Source organism: Hydrogenibacillus sp. N12, assembly GCF_019645935.1.
Lineage (GTDB): Bacteria > Bacillota > Bacilli > Thermicanales > DSM-22653 > Hydrogenibacillus > Hydrogenibacillus schlegelii.
Genome location: NZ_CP080953.1, coordinates 1,171,874 through 1,194,610 on the forward strand (window position 1 = coordinate 1,171,874; position 22,737 = coordinate 1,194,610).

General features: G+C 68.5%; 20 protein-coding genes and 1 pseudogene. All 21 read left to right on the forward strand.

The features are described 5' to 3' along the window. Window positions 1-35: 35 nt before the first annotated feature. Window positions 36-824, forward strand: a pseudogene (locus K2M58_RS12860) (Mur ligase family protein); the annotation flags it as partial. 291 nt (window positions 825-1,115) lie between these two features. After that, window positions 1,116-1,670 carry a glutamate ligase domain-containing protein gene (locus K2M58_RS12865; protein WP_289628277.1) on the forward strand — a complete coding sequence of 185 codons (555 nt, stop codon included), beginning with the start codon at window positions 1,116-1,118 and terminating at the stop codon, window positions 1,668-1,670. Next, the gene (gene ftsW, locus K2M58_RS05470; RefSeq protein WP_220678605.1) at window positions 1,636-2,748 is read left to right on the forward strand and encodes a putative lipid II flippase FtsW; all 1,113 of its coding nucleotides are present in this window, start codon (window positions 1,636-1,638) and stop codon (window positions 2,746-2,748) included. Before K2M58_RS12865 ends, ftsW begins: the two co-directional genes overlap by 35 nt. Before the next feature lie 120 nt (window positions 2,749-2,868). Continuing rightward, a complete protein-coding gene (gene murB, locus K2M58_RS05475) occupies window positions 2,869-3,774 on the forward strand; it encodes a UDP-N-acetylmuramate dehydrogenase (RefSeq protein WP_220678606.1) in 906 nt (301 codons plus the stop codon). 14 nt (window positions 3,775-3,788) lie between these two features. Next, the gene (gene murA / locus K2M58_RS05480) at window positions 3,789-5,078 is read left to right on the forward strand and encodes a UDP-N-acetylglucosamine 1-carboxyvinyltransferase (protein ID WP_220678811.1); all 1,290 of its coding nucleotides are present in this window, start codon (window positions 3,789-3,791) and stop codon (window positions 5,076-5,078) included. Window positions 5,079-5,203: 125 nt separating this feature from the next. Then, entirely contained in the window at window positions 5,204-5,905 is a 702-nt protein-coding gene (locus K2M58_RS05485; protein ID WP_220678607.1) for a cell division protein FtsQ/DivIB, read from the forward strand. 24 nt (window positions 5,906-5,929) lie between these two features. Further along, on the forward strand, window positions 5,930-7,162 hold the full coding sequence (ftsA, locus tag K2M58_RS05490; RefSeq protein WP_220678608.1) for a cell division protein FtsA: 1,233 nt from the start codon (window positions 5,930-5,932) through the stop codon (window positions 7,160-7,162). A 210-nt stretch (window positions 7,163-7,372) separates the two neighbouring features. Further along, window positions 7,373-8,467: a cell division protein FtsZ gene (gene ftsZ / locus K2M58_RS05495; protein ID WP_220678609.1), complete on the forward strand. Its 1,095-nt coding sequence runs from the start codon at window positions 7,373-7,375 to the stop codon at window positions 8,465-8,467. A 146-nt stretch (window positions 8,468-8,613) separates the two neighbouring features. Beyond that, on the forward strand, window positions 8,614-9,741 hold the full coding sequence (locus tag K2M58_RS05500) for a sigma-E processing peptidase SpoIIGA (RefSeq protein ID WP_220678610.1): 1,128 nt from the start codon (window positions 8,614-8,616) through the stop codon (window positions 9,739-9,741). A gap of 108 nt (window positions 9,742-9,849) precedes the next feature. Beyond that, on the forward strand, window positions 9,850-10,596 hold the full coding sequence (gene sigE / locus K2M58_RS05505; protein WP_252393546.1) for an RNA polymerase sporulation sigma factor SigE: 747 nt from the start codon (window positions 9,850-9,852) through the stop codon (window positions 10,594-10,596). 332 nt (window positions 10,597-10,928) lie between these two features. Beyond that, entirely contained in the window at window positions 10,929-11,705 is a 777-nt protein-coding gene (gene sigG / locus K2M58_RS05510; protein WP_220678813.1) for an RNA polymerase sporulation sigma factor SigG, read from the forward strand. Window positions 11,706-11,905: 200 nt separating this feature from the next. After that, a complete protein-coding gene (locus K2M58_RS05515; RefSeq protein WP_220678814.1) occupies window positions 11,906-12,235 on the forward strand; it encodes a YlmC/YmxH family sporulation protein in 330 nt (109 codons plus the stop codon). 141 nt (window positions 12,236-12,376) lie between these two features. Beyond that, window positions 12,377-13,207, forward strand: coding sequence for a peptidoglycan editing factor PgeF (pgeF, locus tag K2M58_RS05520; protein ID WP_220678611.1), 831 nt, complete (start codon window positions 12,377-12,379; stop codon window positions 13,205-13,207). 69 nt (window positions 13,208-13,276) lie between these two features. Next, window positions 13,277-13,699 carry a cell division protein SepF gene (sepF, locus tag K2M58_RS05525; RefSeq protein WP_252393547.1) on the forward strand — a complete coding sequence of 141 codons (423 nt, stop codon included), beginning with the start codon at window positions 13,277-13,279 and terminating at the stop codon, window positions 13,697-13,699. Then, window positions 13,692-14,501, forward strand: a complete 810-nt coding sequence (locus tag K2M58_RS05530) for a YlmH family RNA-binding protein (protein ID WP_220678613.1) — start codon at window positions 13,692-13,694, stop codon at window positions 14,499-14,501. The genes sepF and K2M58_RS05530 overlap by 8 nt, the downstream gene beginning before the upstream one ends. 156 nt (window positions 14,502-14,657) lie before the next feature. Next, a complete protein-coding gene (locus K2M58_RS05535; protein ID WP_220678614.1) occupies window positions 14,658-15,152 on the forward strand; it encodes a DivIVA domain-containing protein in 495 nt (164 codons plus the stop codon). Window positions 15,153-15,325: 173 nt separating this feature from the next. Then, complete coding sequence (gene ileS, locus K2M58_RS05540) at window positions 15,326-18,109, forward strand: isoleucine--tRNA ligase (RefSeq protein ID WP_220678615.1); 2,784 nt, start codon at window positions 15,326-15,328, stop codon at window positions 18,107-18,109. A gap of 235 nt (window positions 18,110-18,344) precedes the next feature. Beyond that, complete coding sequence (locus K2M58_RS05545; protein WP_220678616.1) at window positions 18,345-18,884, forward strand: TraR/DksA C4-type zinc finger protein; 540 nt, start codon at window positions 18,345-18,347, stop codon at window positions 18,882-18,884. Between the two features lie 72 nt (window positions 18,885-18,956). After that, complete coding sequence (locus K2M58_RS05550; RefSeq protein ID WP_220678617.1) at window positions 18,957-20,915, forward strand: putative bifunctional diguanylate cyclase/phosphodiesterase; 1,959 nt, start codon at window positions 18,957-18,959, stop codon at window positions 20,913-20,915. Between the two features lie 20 nt (window positions 20,916-20,935). Further along, window positions 20,936-21,394 carry a signal peptidase II gene (lspA, locus tag K2M58_RS05555; RefSeq protein ID WP_252393548.1) on the forward strand — a complete coding sequence of 153 codons (459 nt, stop codon included), beginning with the start codon at window positions 20,936-20,938 and terminating at the stop codon, window positions 21,392-21,394. Next, window positions 21,391-22,590: an RluA family pseudouridine synthase gene (locus K2M58_RS05560; protein WP_252393549.1), complete on the forward strand. Its 1,200-nt coding sequence runs from the start codon at window positions 21,391-21,393 to the stop codon at window positions 22,588-22,590. Before lspA ends, K2M58_RS05560 begins: the two co-directional genes overlap by 4 nt. Window positions 22,591-22,737: the final 147 nt, after the last annotated feature.

Here is a 22,737-nt window from a genome sequence, read left to right on the forward strand (position 1 = left end):
TCGGCCGGGCCGCGGCGGCGGCCGCGGTTACGGTCGCAGCGCGGACCGGAGGGCGCGAAAGGAGGGCGTCGATGCGGGCGGACAAAGAGGTCGGGCGGTATGCCGGCCGGCGGATCCTCGTCTTCGGGGCGGGCGTAAGCGGCCTGGCGGCGGCGCGGCTTCTCCTCCGGCTCGGGGCGTCGGTCGTCGTGGTGGAACAGTCGCCCGGACCGCACCGGTGGGCGGAAGAGCTCGCCCGGCAAGGGGCCGAGCTCCTCTTCGGCGATCCGGCGCCGGAGGTCGTCCTGTCCGGAGGGATCGACCGGATGGTGAAAAGTCCGGGGATTCCGTACCGCCATCCCCTCGTGGCCGCGGCGATCGGGCGGGGGATCCCGGTGGAGACGGAGGTCGAGCTCGCCTACCACGTGTTTCCCGGCCGGATCGCCGGCATCACGGGGTCGAACGGCAAGACGACGACGGCGACGCTCCTTTACGCGATGCTGGAGGCGGCGGGGATGCCGGCGGCGCTCGCCGGCAACGTCGGCCGGCCGTTTGCCGAGGTGGCGCCGGAGGCGGGGCCGGAGATGATCGCCGTGCTGGAGCTTTCGAGCTTTCAGCTGAAGGGCGTCGACCGGTTCCGGGCGGAGGTGGCGGTTCTGACGAACCTCGTGCCGCATCATCTCGACTACCACGAGACGATGGCGGACTACGTCGAGGCAAAGTGGCGGCTGTTCCGGCCGCTCGCCGAAGGGGCGCCGGGGACGGCAGTGCTCCCGGCCGCCGGCGCAGGCCTCTTCTGGGCCCGCCTCCGGGACGCCGGCGTGCGGCCGATCGCCTTCGGCCTCGGCGGCGGATCGGGCGAGGACGCCGGCATCGGCAAAGACGCCGACGCGTCAGGAGGGGCCGCCGGAAAGGGCGGAGCTCACGGCGCTTCGGGCGGGGCGGCGGACTGGGCGGTCGCCGCGGCGGGAAAGACGCCTCCGCCCGGGGCGGCGCCGCCCTCGGCGGTCGCGGTCGTCACCGTCCGGCGGTCGGGCAAAGCGGCTTGGGTCGTCCGGCGGGAAGGCGACCGGGAGACGGCGCTCTTTCCGGTGGCGGCGCTCCGGGTGCCGGGGCGGCACAACGTGGAAAACGCGATGGCGGCGGCGGCGGCGGCATCCGCCCTCGGCGTTCCGCCGGCGGCGATCCGCCGGGCGGTCGAGGCCTTCACCGGCGTGGAGCATCGGCTGGAGTTCGTCCGGGAGCTCGACGGGGTGCGTTTTTACAACGATTCGAAGGCGACGAACCCGGAGGCGGTCGTCCGGGCGCTCGAGGCGCTGGGCGGGCCGGTCATTCTGCTCGCCGGCGGGCTCGAGCGGGGCGAGTCGTTCGCGCCGCTTCGGCCGTTCTGGCAGGACGGAACGATCCGCCGGATGATCGTCTTCGGAGAGACGGCCGGGAGGCTCCGGAAGGAGGCAGCGGAGTCGGGGTTTTTTGCCGTCGCGCCGGCGAGTACGCTGGAGGAGGCGGTGGCCATCGCCTGGCGGGAGGCCCGGCCGGGGGAGACGGTGCTCCTTTCGCCGGGATGCGCGTCGTGGGATCAGTTCCGTTCGTTTGAGGAGCGGGGCCGGCGGTTTAAAGCGGCGGTTTGGGCGCTTCGGCCGAAGGAGGGAGACGATGGGACGGAAGGCGTCCGGGACGCCGGCGCTTGACGGGCCGCTCGTCGGGGCGGTCGTCGGACTCCTTGGCCTCGGGGTGGTCATGGTCCTGAGCGCAAGCGCCGCCATCGCCGCCCATGAGTTCGGCGACCCGTTTTTTTACGCGAAGCGGCAGCTTCTTTTTGCCGTCCTCGGCCTGATGGCGTTCGGCGTCACGTCGAAGGTCGAGCCCGTGCGATTGAAACCGTTCGCCCGGCAGGGGTACGCGCTGGCCTTGCTCCTTCTCGTGATCGTCCTCATCCCGGGAATCGGCGTCGTCCGGGGCGGGGCCCGGAGCTGGATCGGCATCGGGGCGTTTTCGATCCAGCCGGCGGAGCTTGCGAAGCTCGCCCTGATCGTCTTTCTCGCCGCCTGGCTCGAACGAAAAGGGGCGGAGGTCACGGCGTTCGGCCGGGGGTTTGTGCCTCCCCTCCTCTACGCCGGTTTGATGTTCGGCCTCATCATGCTGCAGCCGGACCTCGGGACGGGGACGGTGCTCCTTGCATCGGCGGTGGTGATGATGTTCGCTGCCGGCGTCCGGCTTTTGCACCTCGCGCTGTTCGGGCTGGCCGGCATGGCGGGTTTTTTGGCCCTCGTCCTTGCCGCACCGTATCGCGTCGCCCGGATCGTCGCGTATCTCGATCCATGGCAGGATCCGCTCGGCGCCGGGTACCAGACGATCCAGTCGCTTCTGGCCATCGGTCCCGGGGGACTCCTCGGCCTCGGGCTCGGCATGAGCCGGCAGAAGTACGCGTACCTGCCGGAGCCGTACAACGATTTTATTTTCTCCATCACCGCCGAGGAGCTCGGCTTCGTCGGGGCGATGCTCGTGCTGGCGCTGTTCGGCGTCGTCGTCTGGCGGGGGGTGGTGGCGGCCCTGCGGGCGCCGGATGCGTTTTCCGCCTTCGTGGCCGTCGGCGTGACGGCGATGATCGCGGTGCAGGTCCTGATCAACATCGGCGTCGTCGTCGGGCTCCTCCCGGTGACGGGGATCACGCTGCCGCTTTTTTCCGCCGGGGGATCGTCCCTCGTCATCGTGCTGGCCGGCCTCGGGATGGTCCACAGCGTCCTCCGGCACCGGTTGCCGGTGTGAGGCGAAGGGCGGCGCTTTCGCCGGGGCGGCGCCGACCGCCGGAAAGACGACCGGCTGGGCATTCACCCTGAACTGGGCTTTCGCATAGGCTACCCTGGCCTGAGGAAGGAGCGAAGCGTCATGGACGGCTGGATCCGCCGCCTGGAGGCGCTCGACATCGGCACCGTTCGGCGGGGGGTGCGCTTTTCGGCGCTCACGACGTGGGAGATCGGCGGGCCGATCGAGGCGTTTGTCGAGCCGAAGTCGCCGGAGGCGCTCGTCCGGCTGCTTCACTTCGTCCGCGCCGAAGGGGTGCCGTGGTTCGTCATCGGCCGGGGGTCCAACCTCCTGGCGCTCGACGGCGGGTTTCACGGCGTCGTCCTCCGCCTCGGGCCGGCGTTTCGGGAGCTTTCGGCATCCGGCGATCGCCTCATCGTCGGCGGCGGTTACCCCCTCGTCCGGCTGGCGGTGGAGGCGGCGGGGCTCGGGCTTTCGGGCCTGGAGTTTGCCGGCGGCATCCCGGGATCGGTCGGCGGCGCGGTGTTCATGAACGCTGGCGCCCACGGGAGCGAGATGCGGGCCATCCTGGAAGGCGTCGACGTCGTTTGGCCCGACGGCCGGTCGGAACGCCTCGGGGCGGAGGCGCTGGAGCTTTCGTACCGTTCGAGCGTGTTCCAGCGCCGGCCGGGGATCGTGACCCGGGCGTACCTTCGCCTCGTCCCCGGCGATCGAGTCCGGATCCGGGAGGAGATGCTCCGGCTCAAAGCTTACCGGCTTCGGACGCAGCCGCTTCAGGAGCGCACGAGCGGCTCGGTCTTCCGGAATCCGCCAGGGGACTACGCCGCCCGGCTGATCGAAGCGGCAGGGATGAAGGGCGCCCGGGAAGGCGGTGCGGTCGTCTCGACGCTTCACGCCAATTTCATCGTGAACGCCGGCGGCGCCACGGCCCGGGATGTGCTCCGGCTGATCGAGCGGATCCGGACCGCCGTGCGGGATCGGTTCGGTCCGACCTTAGAGACAGAAGTGCGGGTGGTGGGCGAGGGGTAGCGGAGGTGCCCACCGTGGAATCGTTCGTCATCGAGGGCGGCGTGCGCCTGTCCGGAACCGTCCGCGTCCACGGCGCGAAAAACGCCGCCCTTCCGATCCTGGCCGCTACCCTTCTGGCCGACGGGCTGTTCGTGCTGGAGAACGTGCCGGATCTTCTGGACATCCGGTCGATGGCGGAGATCCTCGTGGCCCTCGGCGTCCGGGTCAAGCGGGAGGGCGAGATGCTCGTCGTCGACACCCGGGGGCTTCGGTCGAATGTCGTGCCGGAGGCGCTCATGAGCCGCATGCGGTCGTCCATCTTCCTCATGGGACCGCTTCTCGCCCGCACCGGCGAGGCCGTCCTCGGCTATCCGGGGGGATGCGCCATCGGCACCCGACCGATCGACCTGCACCTCGAGGGGCTAAAAAAGCTCGGTGCCGTCATCCACGAGTACGGCGGCACGATCCTCGCCCGGGCGCCGCGCCTCGAGGGGACGACGATCGTCCTCGACTATCCGAGCGTCGGGGCCACGGAAAACCTGATGATGGCCGCCACCCTCGCCCGGGGGACGACGCGCATCGTCAACGCCGCCCGGGAGCCGGAGATCCAGGACCTTGAGCGTTTTCTGAACGCCATGGGCGCCCGCATTCGGGGCGCCGGAACCCACGCCATCGTGATCGAGGGGGTGGAGCGACTCCATCCGCCCCGGCCGCACCGGGTCATCCCGGACCGGATCGTCGCCGGGACGGTCCTCGCCGCGGCGGCGATCACGGAGGGACGGATCGTGCTCGAGGACGTCATCCCGGAGCACCTGGAGGCGGTGATCGACGCGTTCCGCAAGACCGGGGCTCGGATCGAGGTGGCGCCCGATCGGATCGCCGTGGAAGGCGTCCGACCCTACCGGGCGATCCACCGCCTGTCGACGTCGCCCCATCCGGGCTTTCCGACCGACATGCAGCCGCAGCTCGTGGCATACCTCACGCAGGCCGAAGGGACGAGCGTCCTCGTCGAGACGGTGTTCGACGGGCGGTTCCGCCACGTGCCGGAGCTCGTGAAGATGGGCGCTGACATCGTCGTCGACTACCACACCGCCGTCATCCGGGGTCCCCGGCGGCTCGTCGGAGCCCGGGTGCGGGCGACGGACCTTCGGGCCGGCGCGGCGCTCGTCCTGGCGGGTCTCGCGGCGGAAGGGGTGACGATCGTCGAAGGGGCGGCCCACATCGACCGGGGGTACCACCGGCTGGAAGAGACGTTTGCCGCCCTCGGCGCTCGGATCGTCCGGACGACGGAACGGCCGCTCCTCGCTCCGGAAGGGCAGGCGTGACGGCCGGCCCGGCGCACCGGCCGGGCCGCCGGGCGGTGGACCGAAGGCCGCGCGGTAGACCGCAGGACCTATTGAGGAAGCCGCCGAAAAAGCGTAAACTGGGAGGCGAGTAGGAGGTTTGTCTGATGCGCCGGGTCGCTTTTCTTTTTTTTGTCTCCATGGCGATCCTCGCTTATCTCCGCTCGCCCTACAGCCGCCTGGCGGAGATCGAGGTGATGGGACTCGAACGCCTCGAGAAGGCGGACATCCTCCGGTTTGCCGGCGTCCGGGTCGGCGATCCGGTCTTCGTCCGGCCGGCGGCGATTCGGGACCGGCTGCTTCGCTCCGGCGAGGTGACGGCGGCGGACGTCCGCCTGCGCTTTCCGAATCGACTGTCGATTACGGTTCAGGAAGCCCGCGCCGTCGCCCGGGAGGCCGGCGGCGCCCTCTGGCTCGAGACCGGGACGATGAGCCGGCTGGGGAAGCGGCCGGCGGACGCCGTCTGGCTGTCGGACGGGCTTTCGAAGGCAGACAAGGAGGCCCTCGCCCGGGCCCTCGGAGCGCTTTCGCCGGCGGTCACCCGCCTCATCTCGGAAATCGACCGCGAGGCGGCAGGCGATCGCCTCGTGGTGTATCTCACGACCGGCGACGCGGTGGTCGTCCCGCCGGAAGCGTTCGCCGAGGAAATGGCGCACCTGGACGCCTACCTTGCCGCCGTCCCGCCGGGCGTGCACGGGCGGCTTTACCTCCTCCGGGGCGGCGCGTATTTCGTCGCCTACGGATCGGAGCCGAAAACGCCGATCAAGAAAGACCAGGAAACAGGAAAACCGGCCTCCCGCGGCGAATGAAACCGGTAGCCGGAGGTGCCATGGATGAAAGACGGACTCTACATAGCCGCCCTCGATCTCGGCTCCCACACGATTCGCCTCGTCGTCGCGGAGTGGACGAAAAGCGCCTATCACATCGTCGGCGTCGGCACGGCGCCGGCCGTGGGGATTAAAAAAGGGACGGTCGTCGACATCGAAGCGGTCGAGCAGGGGATCCGGGCGGCCGCCGATCGGGCGGCCCGGATGATCGACCGGCCGATCACCGCCGCCGTCGTCGGCGTCGGCGGCCCGAGCGTCGCCGTCGTCGAGACCACCGGCGTCGTCGCCGTCGGACGGGACGACCGGGAGATCCGCCAGGACGACGTCGATCGCGTGATCGAAGCGGCGAAGATCGTCCACCTCCCGCCGGATCGGGTCATCGTCGACGTCGTGCCGACGGCGTACGCCGTCGACGGCCTCTCCGGCGTCCGGGATCCCCGCGGAATGCTCGGCATGCGCCTCGAGGTGCGGGGTCGGCTGGTGAGTGCCGCGAAGACGGCGATCCACAACACCCTTCGGGCGCTCGACCGCGCCGAGGTCGAACCCCTCGCCCTCGTCCTCCCGGCCTTCGGCGCCGGCTGGGCGTACCTCGATCCGGACGCCCGCCGGGCCGGGGCAGTCTGGATCGACATGGGGGCGGAGACGACGACGGTCGCCGTCTGGCAGGACGGCGAGCTTCACGATCTCGTCGTGCTGCCGTTCGGCGGCGCGTACCTCACCCGGGACATCGCTCACGGCCTCGCCACGAGCGAAGATGTGGCCGAAGGGCTGAAGCTCAAATACGGGACGAGCACCGTCCAGGAGGCGGCCGACGGCGTGACGTTCAAGGTGACGCCGATCGGGAAAAGCGCCGCGACGGTCGTCTCGCAGGTGGAACTCGCCGAAATCATCGAACCGCGCCTCGTCGAGATGCTCGCCCTCATCCGGGAGGCGCTCGAGGAGCGGGACGCCGCCGCCGTCCCGGCCGGCGTCGCCTGGAGCGGCGGCACCGTCGCCCTGCCGGGGTTTCTCACCGTCGCCCGGGAGATCGTCCATCCGGAAAGCCGCCTCGCGGTGCCGGATCAGATCGGCGTGCGGGAGCCGGGGTATGCCGCGAGCATCGGAATGATCGAATACGCCGTCCGCCTGGGCCTTCTGGAGGCGGATCCCCAGGCGCCCAGGCGGCGCGCCGGGGGCGGAGGGAGCCGGGAGGCGGGATTTTTGGCCAAGGTCAAAAGCTGGCTGAGCGAACTCATCTAGCGCGGCGGGGCGCGTGGAGGTTTGAAGCCGTGGAGGTTTGAAGCAAAGGTTGGGCGCTTGCCCGGACCGTCTTCGGGTGTGGGAGAAGCGCGGACGCTCCGGGTGGGGTGCCCGGGCCGAAACCTCTATCCCTGGAAGGAGGTGTACGCCTGGTTCGGAGGGGTCCCTGCCTGAAGCCATTCCGGCAGGTTTTACGAACCAGGTTTGGACATGCTCGAATTCGATACGGAAAACGTCACCCTGGCCGAGATCAAAGTCGTCGGCGTCGGCGGCGGCGGCTCGAACGCCGTCAACCGGATGATCGAATCCGGCCTCGCCGGCGTCGAGTTCATCGCCGTCAACACCGACGCTCAGGCCCTCGCCCAGTCGAAGGCGAAGATCAAGCTCCAGATCGGCGAAAAGCTCACCCGGGGCCTCGGCGCCGGCGCCAACCCGGAGATCGGGAAAAAGGCGGCGGAGGAGTCCCGGGAGGCGATCGAAAACCTCCTCCGGGGGGCGGACATGGTCTTCGTCACCGCCGGCATGGGCGGCGGCACCGGCACCGGCGCCGCGCCGATCATCGCCGAGATCGCCAAGTCCCTCGGGGCCCTCACCGTCGGCGTCGTCACCCGGCCGTTCCGCTTCGAAGGGAAGAAGCGGGCGCTGCAGGCGGAGATGGGGATCGCCAACTTGAAGGAAAAGGTCGACACGCTCATCGTCATTCCGAACGACCGGCTGCTCGAGATCGTCGACAAAAACACGCCGATCCTCGAGGCGTTTCGGGAGGCGGACAACGTCCTCCGGCAGGGCGTTCAGGGGATCTCCGACCTCATCGCTGTGCCGGGGCTCATCAATCTCGACTTCGCCGACGTGAAGACGATCATGACAGAAAAGGGGACGGCCCTCATGGGCATCGGCATCGCCTCCGGCGAAAACCGCGCCCAGGAGGCGGCCCGGAAGGCGATCATGAGCCCGCTCCTCGAGACGTCGATCGAAGGGGCCCGGGGCGTGCTCATGAACATCACCGGCGGCCCGAACCTCACCCTCTACGAAGTGCACGAGGCGGCGGAGATCGTTCACGCCGCTTCCGACCCCGACGTGAACCTCATCTTCGGCGCGGTGATCAACGAGCAGTTCCGGGACGAAATCCAGGTCACGGTCATCGCCACCGGCTTCGACGAGGAGCGGGCCGAGCGGCGGCCGCCGAAGGCGGCCCGGCCGACCTTTGAGGCGGAACGGGAGGCGGCCGCAAGCCGGGAGCGGATCACCCTCGACGACTTCGACATCCCGACGTTTCTTCGAAATCGGAACCGCCCGCGCTCCTGATCGACACCCTTCGGGAAAGTGCCCGCGCGGGCGCTTTTTTTATGTCCGCCGTTCGACAAACAATGCTTTGCGGCGGCGCTATACTTGGACCGGGACGGGCAAACGCCCGGCCGACCGATCGGACGGGCGGTGCCGAGAAGGCCGTTTTGGCTCGGTGCGGGACGGCGCCGGGAAGGCTTGCCCTGCTGCACGGACGCTGGGCGACGCGTTGCGGGCCCGTTTCGGCTCGGGCGCGGGGCGGAACCGGGCGGATCGTTCCGGCCGGCGTCGGCCTGGCGGCGGGCGGTCGAGGGAAAGGAGGGAGGACCGTCGTCGTCTATGCCGACCTGCTCTGGCTGATCGATTTTTTAAGCGACGCCCTTGCCCTCTGGCTGGCGGCGTACGCCCTTCGCCGGCGGATTTCCCTCGGGCGGTTTTTGGCCGGGGTGCTCCTTTTAAGCGGGGCGGTTTTTTTCCTGTTCGTGCCGCTTCCTCTGCTCCTCGCCCTTTTCGTCCGGGGCGCCTTTGCCGCCGTCGCGGTCGGCCTCGTCTTCCGTCCGCCGTCGGCCGGGGCCTTCTTCCGGGCGCTTGCGGCCCTCCTCGGCGCTTATGCCGCCGTCGCGGGCTTTGCCCTCATGCTGGACGCCCTCGCGGCGCCGGTCGGGCCGGGGGCCGTGACGCCGGAGGGTCTCATCCGGCCGCTTCCGGCGCTATCGACCCTTGCCGCCGGCTTTGGGGTTGCCGCCGTCCTCGGTCGGCTGCATTTTCAGCCGCTCGACGTCTCCGGAGAGACGCTTGTCCGGTTGACGCTGACCGAAGGCGGGCGGAGCGTGACCCTCCCCGCCCTCATCGACACCGGCAATCACCTCGCCGATCCCCTTTCCGGGGAGCCGGTCGGGCTCGTGGCGCTCACGAGCGTCCGGCCCCTTTTCGCGGACGCCGGCGGTCCCGCCCTGCCCGGCGCCGGAAACGACGATCGACGGGGGGACGAGGTCCCGGTGGGCCCGTCGCCGGAGGCGGTGCTTTCGGCCCTGCCGGAAGCTTTTCGACGGCGCGCCCGCCTCATCCCGTACCGGACCGTCGGCGCCGCCGGACTCCTTGTCGCCGTTCGGTTCGCGGCGGCCGCCGTGGAAGGGCGCCGCGGCCGCCGGGCGCTTAAGGCGCCGCTTTTTGCCCTCGTGCCGGAGGCGCTCGATCCGGACGGCGTCTACGCCGCCGTGCTGCCGCCGGCGTGGCGCCCCGCCGCTTCCTCCCCGGCGCGCCGATCTCATGAGGCGCCGGACGTCTCCCGGTAGCCGGCGGCGGGGAGCGGCCCTTTTTGCCGCCGGTCGAAGGTCCCGGTCTATTTTCCCTTTTCTCAGCCGGCTCAAGACCGGCCAGCCCCAGAGAGAGGAGGGATGCGCATGCGCTTTAGCCTTCGCTCGGCCGTTCGGCGGATGCTTCTTTCCCTTCGCCTGGCCGTCTTTCGCCTCCTCGTCCGGCTTCGGCTCGTTCGCCGGCGTCCGGTGCACTATCTGAGCGGACCGGAGTCGCTTCCGCCTCCCCTTTCTCCGGAAGAGGAGGCGGCGCTCATCGAACGGCTTCGGTCCGGCGACCCTGCCGCTCGCTCGGCGCTCGTCGAGCGAAACCTCCGCCTCGTCGTCTACATCGCCCGGAAGTTCGACCAGCGCGGCACGGTGCTCGAAGACCTCATCGGCATCGGTTCGATCGGCCTCATCAAGGCGGTCAATACGTTTGATCCGGAAAAAAAGATCAAGCTCGCCACGTACGCGTCCCGCTGCATCGAAAACGAAATCCTCATGTTTCTCCGGCGAAACCACAAGCTCCGGGCGGAGGTGTCCCTTGACGAGCCCCTCAACGTCGACGGCGACGGGAATGAACTCCTCATTGCCGACGTCCTCGGCACCGACGACGACGAGGTGGAGCGGGACATCGAGGCGACGGTGGAGCGGGAACTCCTCCACGCCGCCCTCGAAAAGCTGGACGACCGGGAGCGGACGATCATGGCGCTTCGTTTCGGCCTCGAAGACGGGCGGGAGCTGACGCAAAAGGAGGTCGCCGACCGGCTCGGCATCTCCCAGTCGTACATCTCCCGGCTGGAAAAGCGGATCATCAAGCGGCTGAAGAGCGAGATCGACGTCCACGCCTGAAGGCGCTTTGCCGCGGTGCCCGGACCTTCGCCGGTCCTTTCCGGCCCCGCTCCGCCGGCTTGACCGGCGCCCCTTCGGCGGCGCGATTCCCCGGCGCCCCTCCCGTGGCTTTGCCGCCGCTTCGCTTACGGCGTTGTCGCTTTTCTCATGTTGCCGCCCGCCGTCGCCCTCCGGTCGTCCTTCCCGAAGCGTATGAAATGCGCCGGGCAGGGGATACTTTAGGCAGCGCTCCGACGCGCTCGGGCGGCGAGCGGCGTGCGGCCTGGCGCCGGACGGCGCGGGTGCCGGATGGTCAAGCCGGCGGCAACGCCTGGGAGGGACGTCGCGTGAAGATGAAGGTGGAGATCACCGGGGTGGACACGTCGACGCTCCCGGTTCTTTCCAACAAGGAGATGCGGGCGCTCTTTGAAGCGATGCATCGCGGGGATCCGACGGCTCGGGAAAAGCTCATCCACGGCAACCTCCGCCTGGTGCTTTCGGTCATCCAGCGGTTCAACAACCGCGGGGAAAACGTCGACGACCTGTTTCAGGTCGGCTGCATCGGACTGATGAAGGCGATCGATCACTTTGATTTGAGCCAAAACGTCCGCTTTTCGACCTACGCTGTGCCGATGATCGTCGGCGAAATCCGCCGTTACCTCCGGGACAACACCCCGATCCGCGTCTCCCGGAGCCTCCGGGACATCGCCTACAAGGCCCTGACCGTCCGGGATCGCCTCACCGCTCAGCGGGGCGAGGAGCCGACGATCGAGGAAATCAGCGCCGAGCTCGGCGTGCCGCGGGAAGAGGTCGTCTTCGCCCTCGAGGCGATCCAGGAGCCGGTGTCGCTCTTTGAGCCGATCTACCAGGACGGCGGCGATCCGATCTACATCATGGACCAGGTGAAGGACGAGAAGGTCCGGGAGGCGTTCTGGGACGATGAAGTCGCCATCCGCCGGGCGCTCGATGACCTCGGGCCCCGGGAACAGCTCATCGTCTCCAAGCGTTTTTTTGAAGGGAAGACGCAGATGGAGGTGGCGGAGGAGATCGGCATCTCCCAGGCGCAGGTCTCTCGCCTGGAAAAAGCCGCTCTGAGACAGATGCAGCGACATGTCAAGCCCGGCGAATGACGCCTCCCGGTTCTCGATCCGACCGGGCGCGGTCGAGGCCGGAGCGCGGGAAAAAACCGGCGGCCGTTTTGACCGGCGGCGGGGGGCTGAACGTTGGGGAGCGCCGCACCGGAGAGCGCCGGACGGTCGGCGGGGATCGATCGGTCACCGGCTCCGACTCCCGGCATATAGTGAGGGAGAGGAGAAAGCGGGTGACCGGGATGATCAAAATTTCCGAATTCCAAACCAAAGACGTCGTCGACGTCGCCGACGGCAAGCGCCTCGGCCGCGTGGGGGATCTCGAACTCGACCTCGTCGAAGGGCGGGTTCGGGCGCTCATCATCCCCACCGGCGGGCGCTTGTTCGGTCTTTTCTCCGGCGGCGGAGAGATCGTCGTGCCGTGGGAAAACATCGTCAAGATCGGTGTCGACGTCATTCTCGTCCGGACGAGCGCCCCGCCCAAAACCCGCGATTACGCTTCCCTCGATGACGTTTTGGTCGGCGAGCGACCGGAAGGCACCGATCGCCGGGAGCGGGTGGGAAAGACGTAGGGGGAGGCGAGCGGAAGGCGCTCCGCGGGGCGGCATCCTCCGGCGTCGGTTCGCCGACGAACCGCCTCGGTGGCGTGTCTTTCGCCGGAATCTCCGGTATAATAAAAAGCGCCGGGTCGACCGGCGAGGAGGGACGGACGGATGGACGGGCTTCGGCCGAGCGAAGACGGCACCCTATTTCGCCTCGTCGGCTGGCCGGCCGACGTGCCGCCGGAGCGGCGACCGGTCGTCGGCCTCACGCGGGTATCGTTTGGCAATTTTGTTTTTTCTGATGACGAGCCGCCGATGGCGGTCGTCGGGCGCCGACAGGCCCTCGCCGCGCGCCTCGGCGTCCCGTTCGAGCGGTGGACGAGCGCCCGGCAGGTCCACGGAAACCGGATCGCCGTCGTCGACGAAAGGGACATCGGCCGCGGCCGGGACGATCCCGCCACGGCGATCGACGCCGCCGACGGCCTCATCACCCGGACGGAGGCGCTCCTCGTCCTCTTTTTTGCCGACTGCCTGCCGATCTACCTGTATGCTCCTAAGGCCGGGGCCATCGGCCTCGTGCACGCCGGCTGGCGGGGGACGGCGGCGAACGTCGCCGCCGAGGCGGTGCGGGCGTTTGCGACGGCCTTCGGCGTGCCGTCGGCGGACCTCTATGCGTACCTCGGCCCCGGCATCTGCGGCCGCGATTACGAAGTCGATGAGCCGGTCGCCGAGGCCCTTCGGGCGGCGTACGGGCCGGAGGTCCCGGGGCTACGTCCGGCCGGTTCCGGGAAATATCGCCTGGATCTTGTCGAAACGAATCGTTTTGCCCTCCTGGAAGCAGGAATTCCGGCGCACCGCGTCGAATGGACCCGTAGATGCACGACGGAGCCGGAGGCCGGCCTTTATTCCTACCGCCGGGACGGGCGGGCAGCGGGCCGCATGGCGGCGTTCATCGCCCTTCCGCCGGGTCACCGGGAGAGCGTTCAAATCGGTACGGTCTGAAGGCGGCCGCCCTTGGGCCGGATGCCGGCCGGCGTTTCGGGCATCGACGAAAGGGGGAGAGGCCTCATGATGCAGAAGGTGTTGACCTACCTCGGCCTCGCCGACGAGCGGGAGCCGGAAGCGGAAGTCGAGACGGCGGCGGAGCCGGTGCCGGAAGAGCCCCGGCGGGCGGGCCGCCGGGCGAACATCGCCCTCCTCGAGGACGCCCGGGCGAAGCAGACGCAAAAAGTCGTCCTGATCGAACCGCGGTCGTTCAACGAGGTCAAAGAGATGGCGGATCACCTCCGGGCCCGCCGGACGGTCATCGTGAACCTCCACCGCATCCGGCCGGAGCACCTGCAGCGGATGAAGGACTTTTTGAGCGGGGCGGTGTACGTCCTGGACGGCATCATCGCCCGCCTCGGCGAGGATGTCTACCTCCTCGCGCCGGATCAGGTCGACGTCCAGGGGGCGATCGCGACCTGGGAGGAACAGGAAGCTTCCAATGAATGATTTGCCTCACGGCCTTTGGGAACATCTTCATCCGGAAGAACGGCCTCTGGCCCGCCGAATCGCCGACCTCGCCGGCCGGGCCCGGAACCGGGGGGAGTGGGCGCTGACGCTGTTTCTCGACCCGGGAGAGCGGTCGGTGGCGGAGCTCGTCGCCCGCTCGCTCGGCGCCGGCGTCCGCTTTTACGGCGGTCATCCGGCGGCGGAGCGGGTGCGTGGGCTTTTTGTCCCGCCGGAGGCCCTCTCCTGGGTGGCGGACGATCCGGAGACGTTCGACCTCGGCCTCGTCGATGTCCGCTGGTCGCCGGCGTTCGGCGCCCCGGGGCACCGGGATCTCCTCGGTGCCGTCCTTGGCCTCGGGTTTGCTCGGGAGCGGATCGGCGACATCCGTCTCGGCGAAGGCCGGGCGGAGATCGTGACGACGGCGGAGCTCGTCCCGGCGATCGCCATCGGGCTCGAGCGGGCCGGCCGGATCGGCGTCCGGGCGCGGCCGGGCGACTGGCAGGACCGCCTTCCGGCCGCCCCGCCGGAGCGGGAGGTCCGGACGATTTCCGTCGCCTCCCTCCGCCTCGACGCGGTGCTCGCCGGGGCGCTTCGGCTTTCGCGGGAGAAGGCCCGCCGTCTCGTCGAAAGCGGCGCCGTCCGGGTCAACCACCGGCCGGAACTCGCCCCGGACCGGCCGCTTCAGGCAGGCGATCTGCTTTCCGTCCGGGGGTTCGGCCGGGTGGAAGTCGTCGAGCAGCTCGGCGCGAACCGTTCGGGCCGGGAGCGGCTCGTCGTCGCCCGCCTCGGCGGCCGGCGGTGACCCGTTCGAAGGTTCCGGGGGGTCAGAGCCGGAGGGAGGCCGGCGGCGGGGCGGCACCGGGGCGGGGATCGGGGTGCGTCGGCCGGGGGATCGTTCGTCCGGCGGCGAAGAAGGCTCAGCGTCGACTTGCGGGACGGGGCAAGAAAGGGGAGGGGCATGCCGCTTACGCCGCTCGACATACATAACAAGGAATTTTCCATCAGCTTCCGGGGCTACAACATCGACGAAGTGAACGACTTTCTGAATGAGATCATCAAGGACTACGACGAGCTCCTCCGGACGAACGAGGCGCTCAAAAAGCGCGTCGCGGAGCTCGAGGAGCGCCTCCGGCATTTTGAAAATCTGGAAGAGACGCTCTCGAAGTCGATCATCGTCGCCCAGGAAGCGGCGGAAGAACTCAAGGCGAACGCCCGGAAGGAAGCGGAGCTCATCCTGAAAGAGGCGGAAAAAAATGCCAACCGCATCATCGACGAAGCGCTGACGAAGGCCCGGAAGGTGCAGATCGAGATCGAGGAGCTCAAAAAGCGGGCGACCGTCTACCGGAACCGCTTCCGAACGCTTCTCGAGGCCCAGCTCGAGATGCTCAAGTCCAACGACTGGGACAGCTTGACCGACCGGGAGGGCGGGGACGACGGACGGGCGCTTCCGTGACGGCCGGTCGATCGCCGAGCGCCTCCCCGGGCGGCCGGCCGTGCGCCGCTTTTTGGGCCGGCCGTGGGGCGCTTCAGCCGGCCGGCGGCGGACGCCGATTTGCCGAAAGGCCGGGTCTTGCTTATAATGTGGAGAAGGTTTCCGGCGTTTCGGATCGACATGGAGGGAATCCGGTGGACTACCGCTCGACGCTCAACCTGCCCAAGACCGATTTTCCGATGCGGGCGAACCTGCCCCAGCTCGAGCCGAAAATTCAGGCCCGTTGGGACGCGATGCGCATCTACGACAAGGTCCAGGCCCGGACGAAGGGCCGACCGAAGTTCGTCCTTCACGACGGGCCGCCGTACGCCAACGGTGACATCCACGTCGGCCACGCGCTCAACAAAGTGCTCAAGGACATCATCGTCCGTTCCCGCTCCCAGATGGGCTACGACGCGCCGTACGTCCCCGGGTTCGACACCCACGGCATGCCGATCGAGCACGCGGTGATCACGCAAAAGGGCGTCGACCGGAAGGCGGTGGATCCGGTGACGTTCCGGAACCTCTGCCGGGATTGGGCGCTCCACTACATCGAACGGCAGACGGCGCAGTTTCGTCGTCTCGGCGTCCGGGGCGACTGGGAGCGGCCGTATGTGACGCTCGAGCCGGCGTACGAGGCGGAGCAGATCAAGGTCTTCGGCGAGATGGCCAAGCGGGGCTACATCTACCGCGGCAAAAAGGTCATCTACTGGTCGCCGTCGGCAGAGACGGCCCTCGCTGACGCCGAGATCGAGTACCGGGAAAAGACGTCCCCGTCGATTTACGTCGCCTTCGACGTTGTCGACGGGAAGGGACGGCTCGAGCCCGGCGATCGGATCGTCATCTGGACGACGACGCCTTGGACGCTCCCGGCCAACCAGGCGGTCGCCGTCCATCCGGACTACCGCTACGGCCTCTTTCCGTCGCCCCACGGCCGGCTGCTTCTCGCCCGGGAGCTCGTGCCGGCCTTCCAGAAGACGACCGGCATCGCCCTCGAGGAGGAGGTGGCCCGTTTCAAAGGGGCCGAGCTCGAGGGGGTGCGGCTCAAGCATCCGTTTTACGGCCGGATCGTCCCGGTCGTCCTCGGCGAGCACGTCACGCTCGACGCCGGCACCGGCGCGGTCCACACGGCGCCGGGACACGGCGAAGAGGACTACGACGTCGGCATCCGCTACGGGCTCCCGATCCTTTCGCCGATCGACGAGCGGGGCGTGTTTACCGAGGAGGCGCCGGGGTTTGCCGGCCTCTTTTACGAAGAGGCAAACGGCGTCATCATCGAGCGGCTGCGCGAAAGCGGCCACCTGCTTCATCACGGGACGATCCGTCACCAGTACCCGCACGACTGGCGGACGAAGCAGCCGGTGATCTACCGCGCCGCCGAACAGTGGTTTGCCTCGATCGACGGCTTCCGGGAGGCGATGCTCCGGGCGATCGAGGACGTCCGCTGGATTCCGCCGTGGGGCGAGACGCGGATCGCCAACATGATCCGGGATCGGGGCGACTGGTGCATCTCCCGCCAGCGGCTCTGGGGCGTGCCGATCCCGATCTTCTACTGCGAAGACTGCGGCCGGCCGGTCATCACCGATGAGACGATCGAGCACGTCGCCGCGATCTTCCGGCGGGAAGGGTCGAACGCGTGGTACGCCCGGCCGGCCGAGGAACTCCTTCCGCCGGGTTTCCGCTGCCCGCACTGCGGCGGGACGCATTTTCGCAAAGAGACGGACACGATGGACGTCTGGTTCGACTCCGGCTCGTCCCACGCGGCGGTCCTCCGGACGCACCCCGAGCTCAAGTGGCCGGCGGACGTCTACCTCGAGGGGTCGGATCAGTACCGGGGCTGGTTCAACTCGTCCCTGTCGACATCGGTCGCCGTCTACGGCCGGGCGCCGTACGAGACGGTCATCGGCTGCGGTTTCGTCCTCGACGGAGAAGGTCGGAAGATGTCGAAGTCGCTCGGGAACGTCGTCGACCCGAACGACATCATGGCCCGCTACGGCGCCGACATCCTCCGCCTCTGGGTCGCCTCGGTCGACTATACGGCGGACGTCCGGATCTCGGAGTCGATCCTCCAGCAGATCGCCGAAGTGTACCGGAAGATCCGAAACACGTTCCGCTTCCTCCTCGGCAACCTCTACGACTTCGACCCGGCCCGGGACCGGGTGCCGCCGGAGCGGTGGCCGGAGCTCGATCGCTACATCTACGCCCGCCTCAAAGAGGTCATCGCCCGGGTGCGTCAGGCGTACGAGGCGTACGATTTTCATGCCGTCTACACGGAGATCCATCAGTTCTGCGTCCAGGATCTGAGCGCCTTTTACCTCGATGTGACGAAAGATCGGATGTACACCCGCCTGCCGGACGATCCGGCGCGGCGTAGCGGGCAGAGCCTCATGAACGAGGCGCTCCGGTCGCTCGTCGTCCTGCTTTCGCCGATCCTTCCGCATACGACGGAGGAGGTCTGGTCGTACCTTCCCGGTGAAAAGGCGGAAAGCGTCCAGTTGGTCGATTTTCCCGAGGCGGCGCCCTCCGAGGCCGATGAGGCGCTCCTTCGGGCGTTTCAGCCGCTCTTACGCGTCCGGGAGGCGGTGCAAAAGGCGCTGGAGGAGGCCAGGCAGGCGAAAGCGCTCGGGAACTCCCTCGAGGCCCATGTCGAGCTCTATCCGGACGGCGAAACGTGGGACGCCCTGTCCCGATACGGGGAAGGGGCAACGCTCGCGGAGCTTTTCATCGTCTCGAAGGTGACGCTCCATCCGCCGGGGACGCCGGTGCCGGAGGGGGCGCTCGGCGCCCGCGGCGTCGCCGTCCGGGTCCTCACCGCGCCCGGAAAGAAGTGTGAACGCTGCTGGATGGTTCTGGAAGACGTCGGGTCGCACCCGAACCACCCGACGCTTTGTGCCCGGTGTGCGGAGACGGTCGAGGCGCTCCAGGCATGGCAGCGGTAAGTTCGGAGGGAGAGGGGGCGCGACAGGGGCGATCGAAGCGGGTGATCTGCGGTTCCGCCGCCGGCGGAGCCTTTTTTTGTGCCGGGAGTTCGGGAAGGGAAGATGGGGCAGACTAAGGGTCGCCCGGTCGCCGAAAGAGGCGGAGCGGCCGCCGTCGGGCGCCGGTTCGCCCGGTCGCGGCCCGTCGGGAGATCGCCGGGCGCAGGAATGGAAGGCGAGGAAAGGAGGCGGGCCGATGGCCGAGCGCGAGACGTACCGGCGGCTTCTTCTCGCCGAACGGGAAGCCCTCCGGCGCCGGCTGGACGCGAACGAGCGGTTCGGGCTTCAAAACCGCGCCGGGGTGACGGAGCTTTCCCAGGTGGACAATCATCCGGCCGATGTGGCGAGCGATCTTTTCGAGCGGGAAAAAGACATCGCCCACTACCAGGATGCCCTGGCGCACTGGGAAGAAATCGACGCCGCCCTCCGGCGGCTCGACGACGGAACGTACGGCGTCTGCGAGCGATGCGGGTCGGCGATCGATCCGGAGCGGCTTTTGGTCGTGCCGACGGCCCGATATTGCATCCACTGCCGGATGGCGATCGACGCAAAGCGGCGCCGCTACGAAGCGATCCGGGGCCGGGCGGTGCGGCCGGCGGAGGAAGAGCGGATCGTCGGCGTAGCGCCGGGCGACGACGCGTACGGCGTCGAAGGACCGGGGGTCGACGGGGAGGACATTTGGCAGATGCTCGAACACTACGGCACGAGCGACGGCGGCGGACCGGTCAAAATGTGACTTTCGGCCTATCGCCGCTTTTTTCCTTTTCCGCTAAGATAGAGATAAACGCGGACAAAGGTGGACGATTCGATGGCTGAGGCGCCGGACGTTCGGAAGGTGCTGGATCGATTCCCCTTTTTTTTGGTCTTCGGGCGTCGATCGGACGCGGGCATCGTCCTCACCGCCGCTTATGGGGCCTGGGCGGCGCCGTTTGTGAAGCGGCTTGAGGCGGCGCCGGAAGGCCTGTCCTTGCAAGCGGCGTTTCCGGAATGGCATGTCGCCATTGAACGGTTTTTGACGTCGATGCTGGACGAGGGTCGGGCGGCGTGGCAGGCGCTTCGGCTCGGGGACGACCTGTGGGACGCCTACGTGCTCCCGATCGGGCGGGAGGCGTTCTGGGCGCTCGTCCTTCGGATATCGGGGCGCCGCCGGGAGGACGGGCGCTTCCCGGTCGAGGTGCTCGACCTCTTCGGTGTCCCGGCCCTCCTCCATCAGGACGGCCGGATCCGCTATGCGAACGAGGCGGCCCGGCGTCTGTTGGGCCGGCGGGAGATGTCGTGGACGGATCTTTCGCCGCTCAAATTATTCGCTCCGGAAAGCCGGCCGGAGTTTTTAGACTCCCTCATCCACGGCCGTCCGGAGCCGCTCGTGCTTCGAGTGCTCGATGCCGACGGCGCCGAGCGGACGGCAGAGGTGCGGACGGTCCGCCTGCCGGAAGAAAGCGGCATGGCGTACCTCACGGTGATCGGCGGCCCGGAAAGCGCCGTCTTCCCGTCGGGAGAGCCGCTTCGCTACGACCCGAAAAGCGGGTTTTTCAGTCGGCTCGGCTTCTACCAGCGCTTCGGCGAGGCGCTCGATCAGGCGAGACGGGCGGATCGGCGGCTCGCGCTCGCGCTTCTTAACGTCGATCGCTTCAAGTTCATCAACGAGACGCTCGGTCACACCTACGGCGACCGGCTGATCGCCGAGGTGGCGGAGCGGCTTCGGGGGGCGATCGATCCGGAGCGGATCGGATGGGTGGGCGCCGACGAATTCGCCTTCTGGATCGACGGGGCTGATCGGGCGGAGCTTCAGGCGGCGCTTCGGCGGGTGCTCGCGGTGTTTGAGCGGCCGTTTCGCCTGAGCGAATATGACTGGCGCGTCACCGCCCGGATCGGCGCCGCCGTCTTTCCCGACGACGGCCGGACGGCGGATGTTCTCTGGCAGAACGCGGCCATCGCCCAGAACGAGGCGACCTCCGGCGAGGCGGTGCGGTTTTTTGTCCCGGAGATGGCGTCCCGTCGTCTTCGGCGCCTCTTGCTCGAGACGGAGCTCCGGGGGGCGATCGACAGCGATCAGTTTGTCCTCTATTTTCAGCCGCTGTATAATGTGGTCAGCGGCCGGATGATCGCTGTCGAGGCGCTTCTGCGCTGGCGGCATCCGACCCTGGGCCTCATCCCGCCGGGGGAATTCATTCCGGTGGCGGAGGAGACGGGCCTCATCGTGCCGCTCGGCCGGCGGGTGCTCTGGGAGGCGGCGGCGGAAATGGAGGGATGGCGACGAAGCGGCGCTTTTTCCGGCGAGGTGCACGTGAACATCTCGCTCCGGCAGTTTGAGCAGCCGGATTTCGTCGATCAGGTGCGGGCCGTCCTCGAGGAGACGGGTCTCCCTCCGTCGCATCTCGTCCTGGAGCTCACCGAGACGGCGATCATGCAAAACGTCGAAGAAAGCGTCGCGCGCCTCCGGATGCTGAAAGGGATGGGCGTCAAGCTCGCGATCGACGACTTCGGCACGGGATATTCGTCGCTGTCGTACCTGCACCGGCTGCCGGTCGACACGGTGAAGATCGACCGGTCGTTCGTGAGCGCCGTCCACGTCGCCGGGGACGATGCGGTGATCGCGACGGCGATCATCCACCTCGCCCACGCCCTTGGCCTGAACGTCGTCGCCGAAGGGGTAGAGACGACGGCGCAGGTCGAGTTTCTTTCGTCGAATGCGTGCTACGACATGCAGGGGTTTTATTTCGGCCGGCCGATGCCGAAAGAAGAGCTGATGAAGGCGATGAAGTGAGGCGGATGGAGCGACGATCGTTGACCGGATGGCCTTACTACGGACTGGCGCTTTTTGTCTTTATTCTCGACCGGGCGACGAAGGCCTGGGTCGTGCGGACGCTTTCCCTCGGAGAGACGATCCCCCTCTGGCCGGGCGTGTTTCACATCACGGCGCACGAAAATGCCGGCGCGGCTTTTGGCCTCCTGCAGGGGGCGCGGCCGCTTTTTCTTTTCCTGACCGTCGGGGTCGTCGCCGGGCTCCTCTGGATGCTGCCTCAGGCGGCCCGGCGGTCTCCCTTCGAGGCGTCGGCGTACGGTCTCATCCTCGGCGGGGCGCTGGGCAATTTCGTCGATCGGGCGGCGACAGGCCGGGTCGTCGATTTTCTCGACGTCCGGATGATCCACTACCCGATCTTTAACGTCGCCGACTCGGCGATCACCGTCGGGGCGGGGCTTCTCGCGTGGCATTTCCTCGTTCGACGGAGGGAGGCCGGATGACGGAGACGTCCGTCTCGGATCGGCGGAAGGGGGCTTCCGCTTTGGAAAAAGGGCATCCGGCGGCGCCGGATTCGATCGCGCCGGTGCCAGATGCCGGGAGCGCCATGGGGGGACCTTCGTTCGCCGATGAAGGGGCGCCGGACGGCGCTTCCGGTGCGGCGGAGCCGGGCGCCGGCGTCGAAGGGGCGGAGGCGATCCGTCCGGACGGGGCCAAAGATGCGGGGGCGGCCGCGGCGCCGGCGGAACCGGTCGGAGACGCTCTCGAGGTCCCGGGCGAAGACGGGGCGGGAGAGCGCTTCTTTACGGTCGGCGCCGAGGCGGTCGGCCTCCGGCTCGACGTCGCCGTAAGCCGCGCCCTCGAGGTCTCCCGGGCCCAGGTCAAAAAATGGATCGAAGCAGGCCGGGTGACGGTCGACGGTCGAGCCGCCCGGCCGGCGGAGCGGCTTTCCGGCGGGGAGGCGATCCGCGTCCGGCCGCCGGCGCCCCGCCCGGCCCGGCCCCGGCCGAACGCCCTCTCCCTTCGCATCGTGTACGAGGATGCGGTCCTCGCCGTCGTCGACAAACCGCCGGGGATGAGCGTCCATCCGTCGCCGGGACACGACGACGACACGCTCGTCAACGCCCTCTTGTATCACCTGAAGGCCCTCTCCGGCATCGGCGGGGAGCTTCGGCCGGGCATCGTTCACCGCCTCGACAAAGACACGTCCGGCCTTCTGGTCGTGGCGAAGACCGACCGGGCACACCTCGCCCTGGCGGCGCAGCTTCAGGCCCGGACGATGAAACGGACGTATACGGCCGTCGTCTGCGGCGTGCCGGCGGAGGAGGTCGGCCTCATCGATCTTCCCATCGGCCGGCATCCCGTCGACCGGAAGCGGATGGCCGTCGTGCCGAACGGCCGGCCGGCCCGCACCCGTTACCGGGTCGTCCGGCGCTTTCGTCGCCATTCGATCGTCGAGGCGTCCCTCGAGACGGGGCGGACGCATCAGATCCGGGTTCACTTTGCGGCGATCGGCCATCCCCTCGTCGGCGATCCCGTCTACGGGCGCTGTCGCTTTGGCGCCATGAGCCGGCAGGCGCTCCATGCGACCCGCCTCGGTTTCCGGCACCCGGAGACCGGGGCGTGGCTCGAATTTACCTCCCCGCTTCCGCCGGATCTGACGGCGCTCATCGACGCGCTGAGCAAAAATGAGGCTTGACGTCCGACGCCCGTTCGGGCATAATACCGACGACAACCGAACGACCTTTGCGCAAGGATTCACCGTTTGAGCACCACCTTTAAAGGCAGTCCAGAGAGGCTGACAAGGTGGTCGTCCCCGGCGCCCAGAAGGATCGAACGCCGTTTG

Excerpts from the sequence above, each read along its gene's own strand:
- K2M58_RS12865 (WP_289628277.1), top strand. The coding sequence starts at position 1,116 with ATGGCGGCGGCGGCGGCGGCATCCGCCCTCGGCGTTCCGCCGGCGGCG.
- ftsW (WP_220678605.1), top strand. The coding sequence starts at position 1,636 with ATGGGACGGAAGGCGTCCGGGACGCCGGCGCTTGACGGGCCGCTCGTC.
- murB (WP_220678606.1), top strand. The coding sequence starts at position 2,869 with ATGGACGGCTGGATCCGCCGCCTGGAGGCGCTCGACATCGGCACCGTT.
- K2M58_RS05485 (WP_220678607.1), top strand. The coding sequence starts at position 5,204 with ATGCGCCGGGTCGCTTTTCTTTTTTTTGTCTCCATGGCGATCCTCGCT.
- ftsA (WP_220678608.1), top strand. The coding sequence starts at position 5,930 with ATGAAAGACGGACTCTACATAGCCGCCCTCGATCTCGGCTCCCACACG.
- ftsZ (WP_220678609.1), top strand. The coding sequence starts at position 7,373 with ATGCTCGAATTCGATACGGAAAACGTCACCCTGGCCGAGATCAAAGTC.
- sigE (WP_252393546.1), top strand. The coding sequence starts at position 9,850 with ATGCGCTTTAGCCTTCGCTCGGCCGTTCGGCGGATGCTTCTTTCCCTT.
- sigG (WP_220678813.1), top strand. The coding sequence starts at position 10,929 with ATGAAGGTGGAGATCACCGGGGTGGACACGTCGACGCTCCCGGTTCTT.
- K2M58_RS05515 (WP_220678814.1), top strand. The coding sequence starts at position 11,906 with ATGATCAAAATTTCCGAATTCCAAACCAAAGACGTCGTCGACGTCGCC.
- pgeF (WP_220678611.1), top strand. The coding sequence starts at position 12,377 with ATGGACGGGCTTCGGCCGAGCGAAGACGGCACCCTATTTCGCCTCGTC.
- sepF (WP_252393547.1), top strand. The coding sequence starts at position 13,277 with ATGCAGAAGGTGTTGACCTACCTCGGCCTCGCCGACGAGCGGGAGCCG.
- K2M58_RS05530 (WP_220678613.1), top strand. The coding sequence starts at position 13,692 with ATGAATGATTTGCCTCACGGCCTTTGGGAACATCTTCATCCGGAAGAA.
- K2M58_RS05535 (WP_220678614.1), top strand. The coding sequence starts at position 14,658 with ATGCCGCTTACGCCGCTCGACATACATAACAAGGAATTTTCCATCAGC.
- K2M58_RS05545 (WP_220678616.1), top strand. The coding sequence starts at position 18,345 with ATGGCCGAGCGCGAGACGTACCGGCGGCTTCTTCTCGCCGAACGGGAA.
- K2M58_RS05550 (WP_220678617.1), top strand. The coding sequence starts at position 18,957 with ATGGCTGAGGCGCCGGACGTTCGGAAGGTGCTGGATCGATTCCCCTTT.
- K2M58_RS05560 (WP_252393549.1), top strand. The coding sequence starts at position 21,391 with ATGACGGAGACGTCCGTCTCGGATCGGCGGAAGGGGGCTTCCGCTTTG.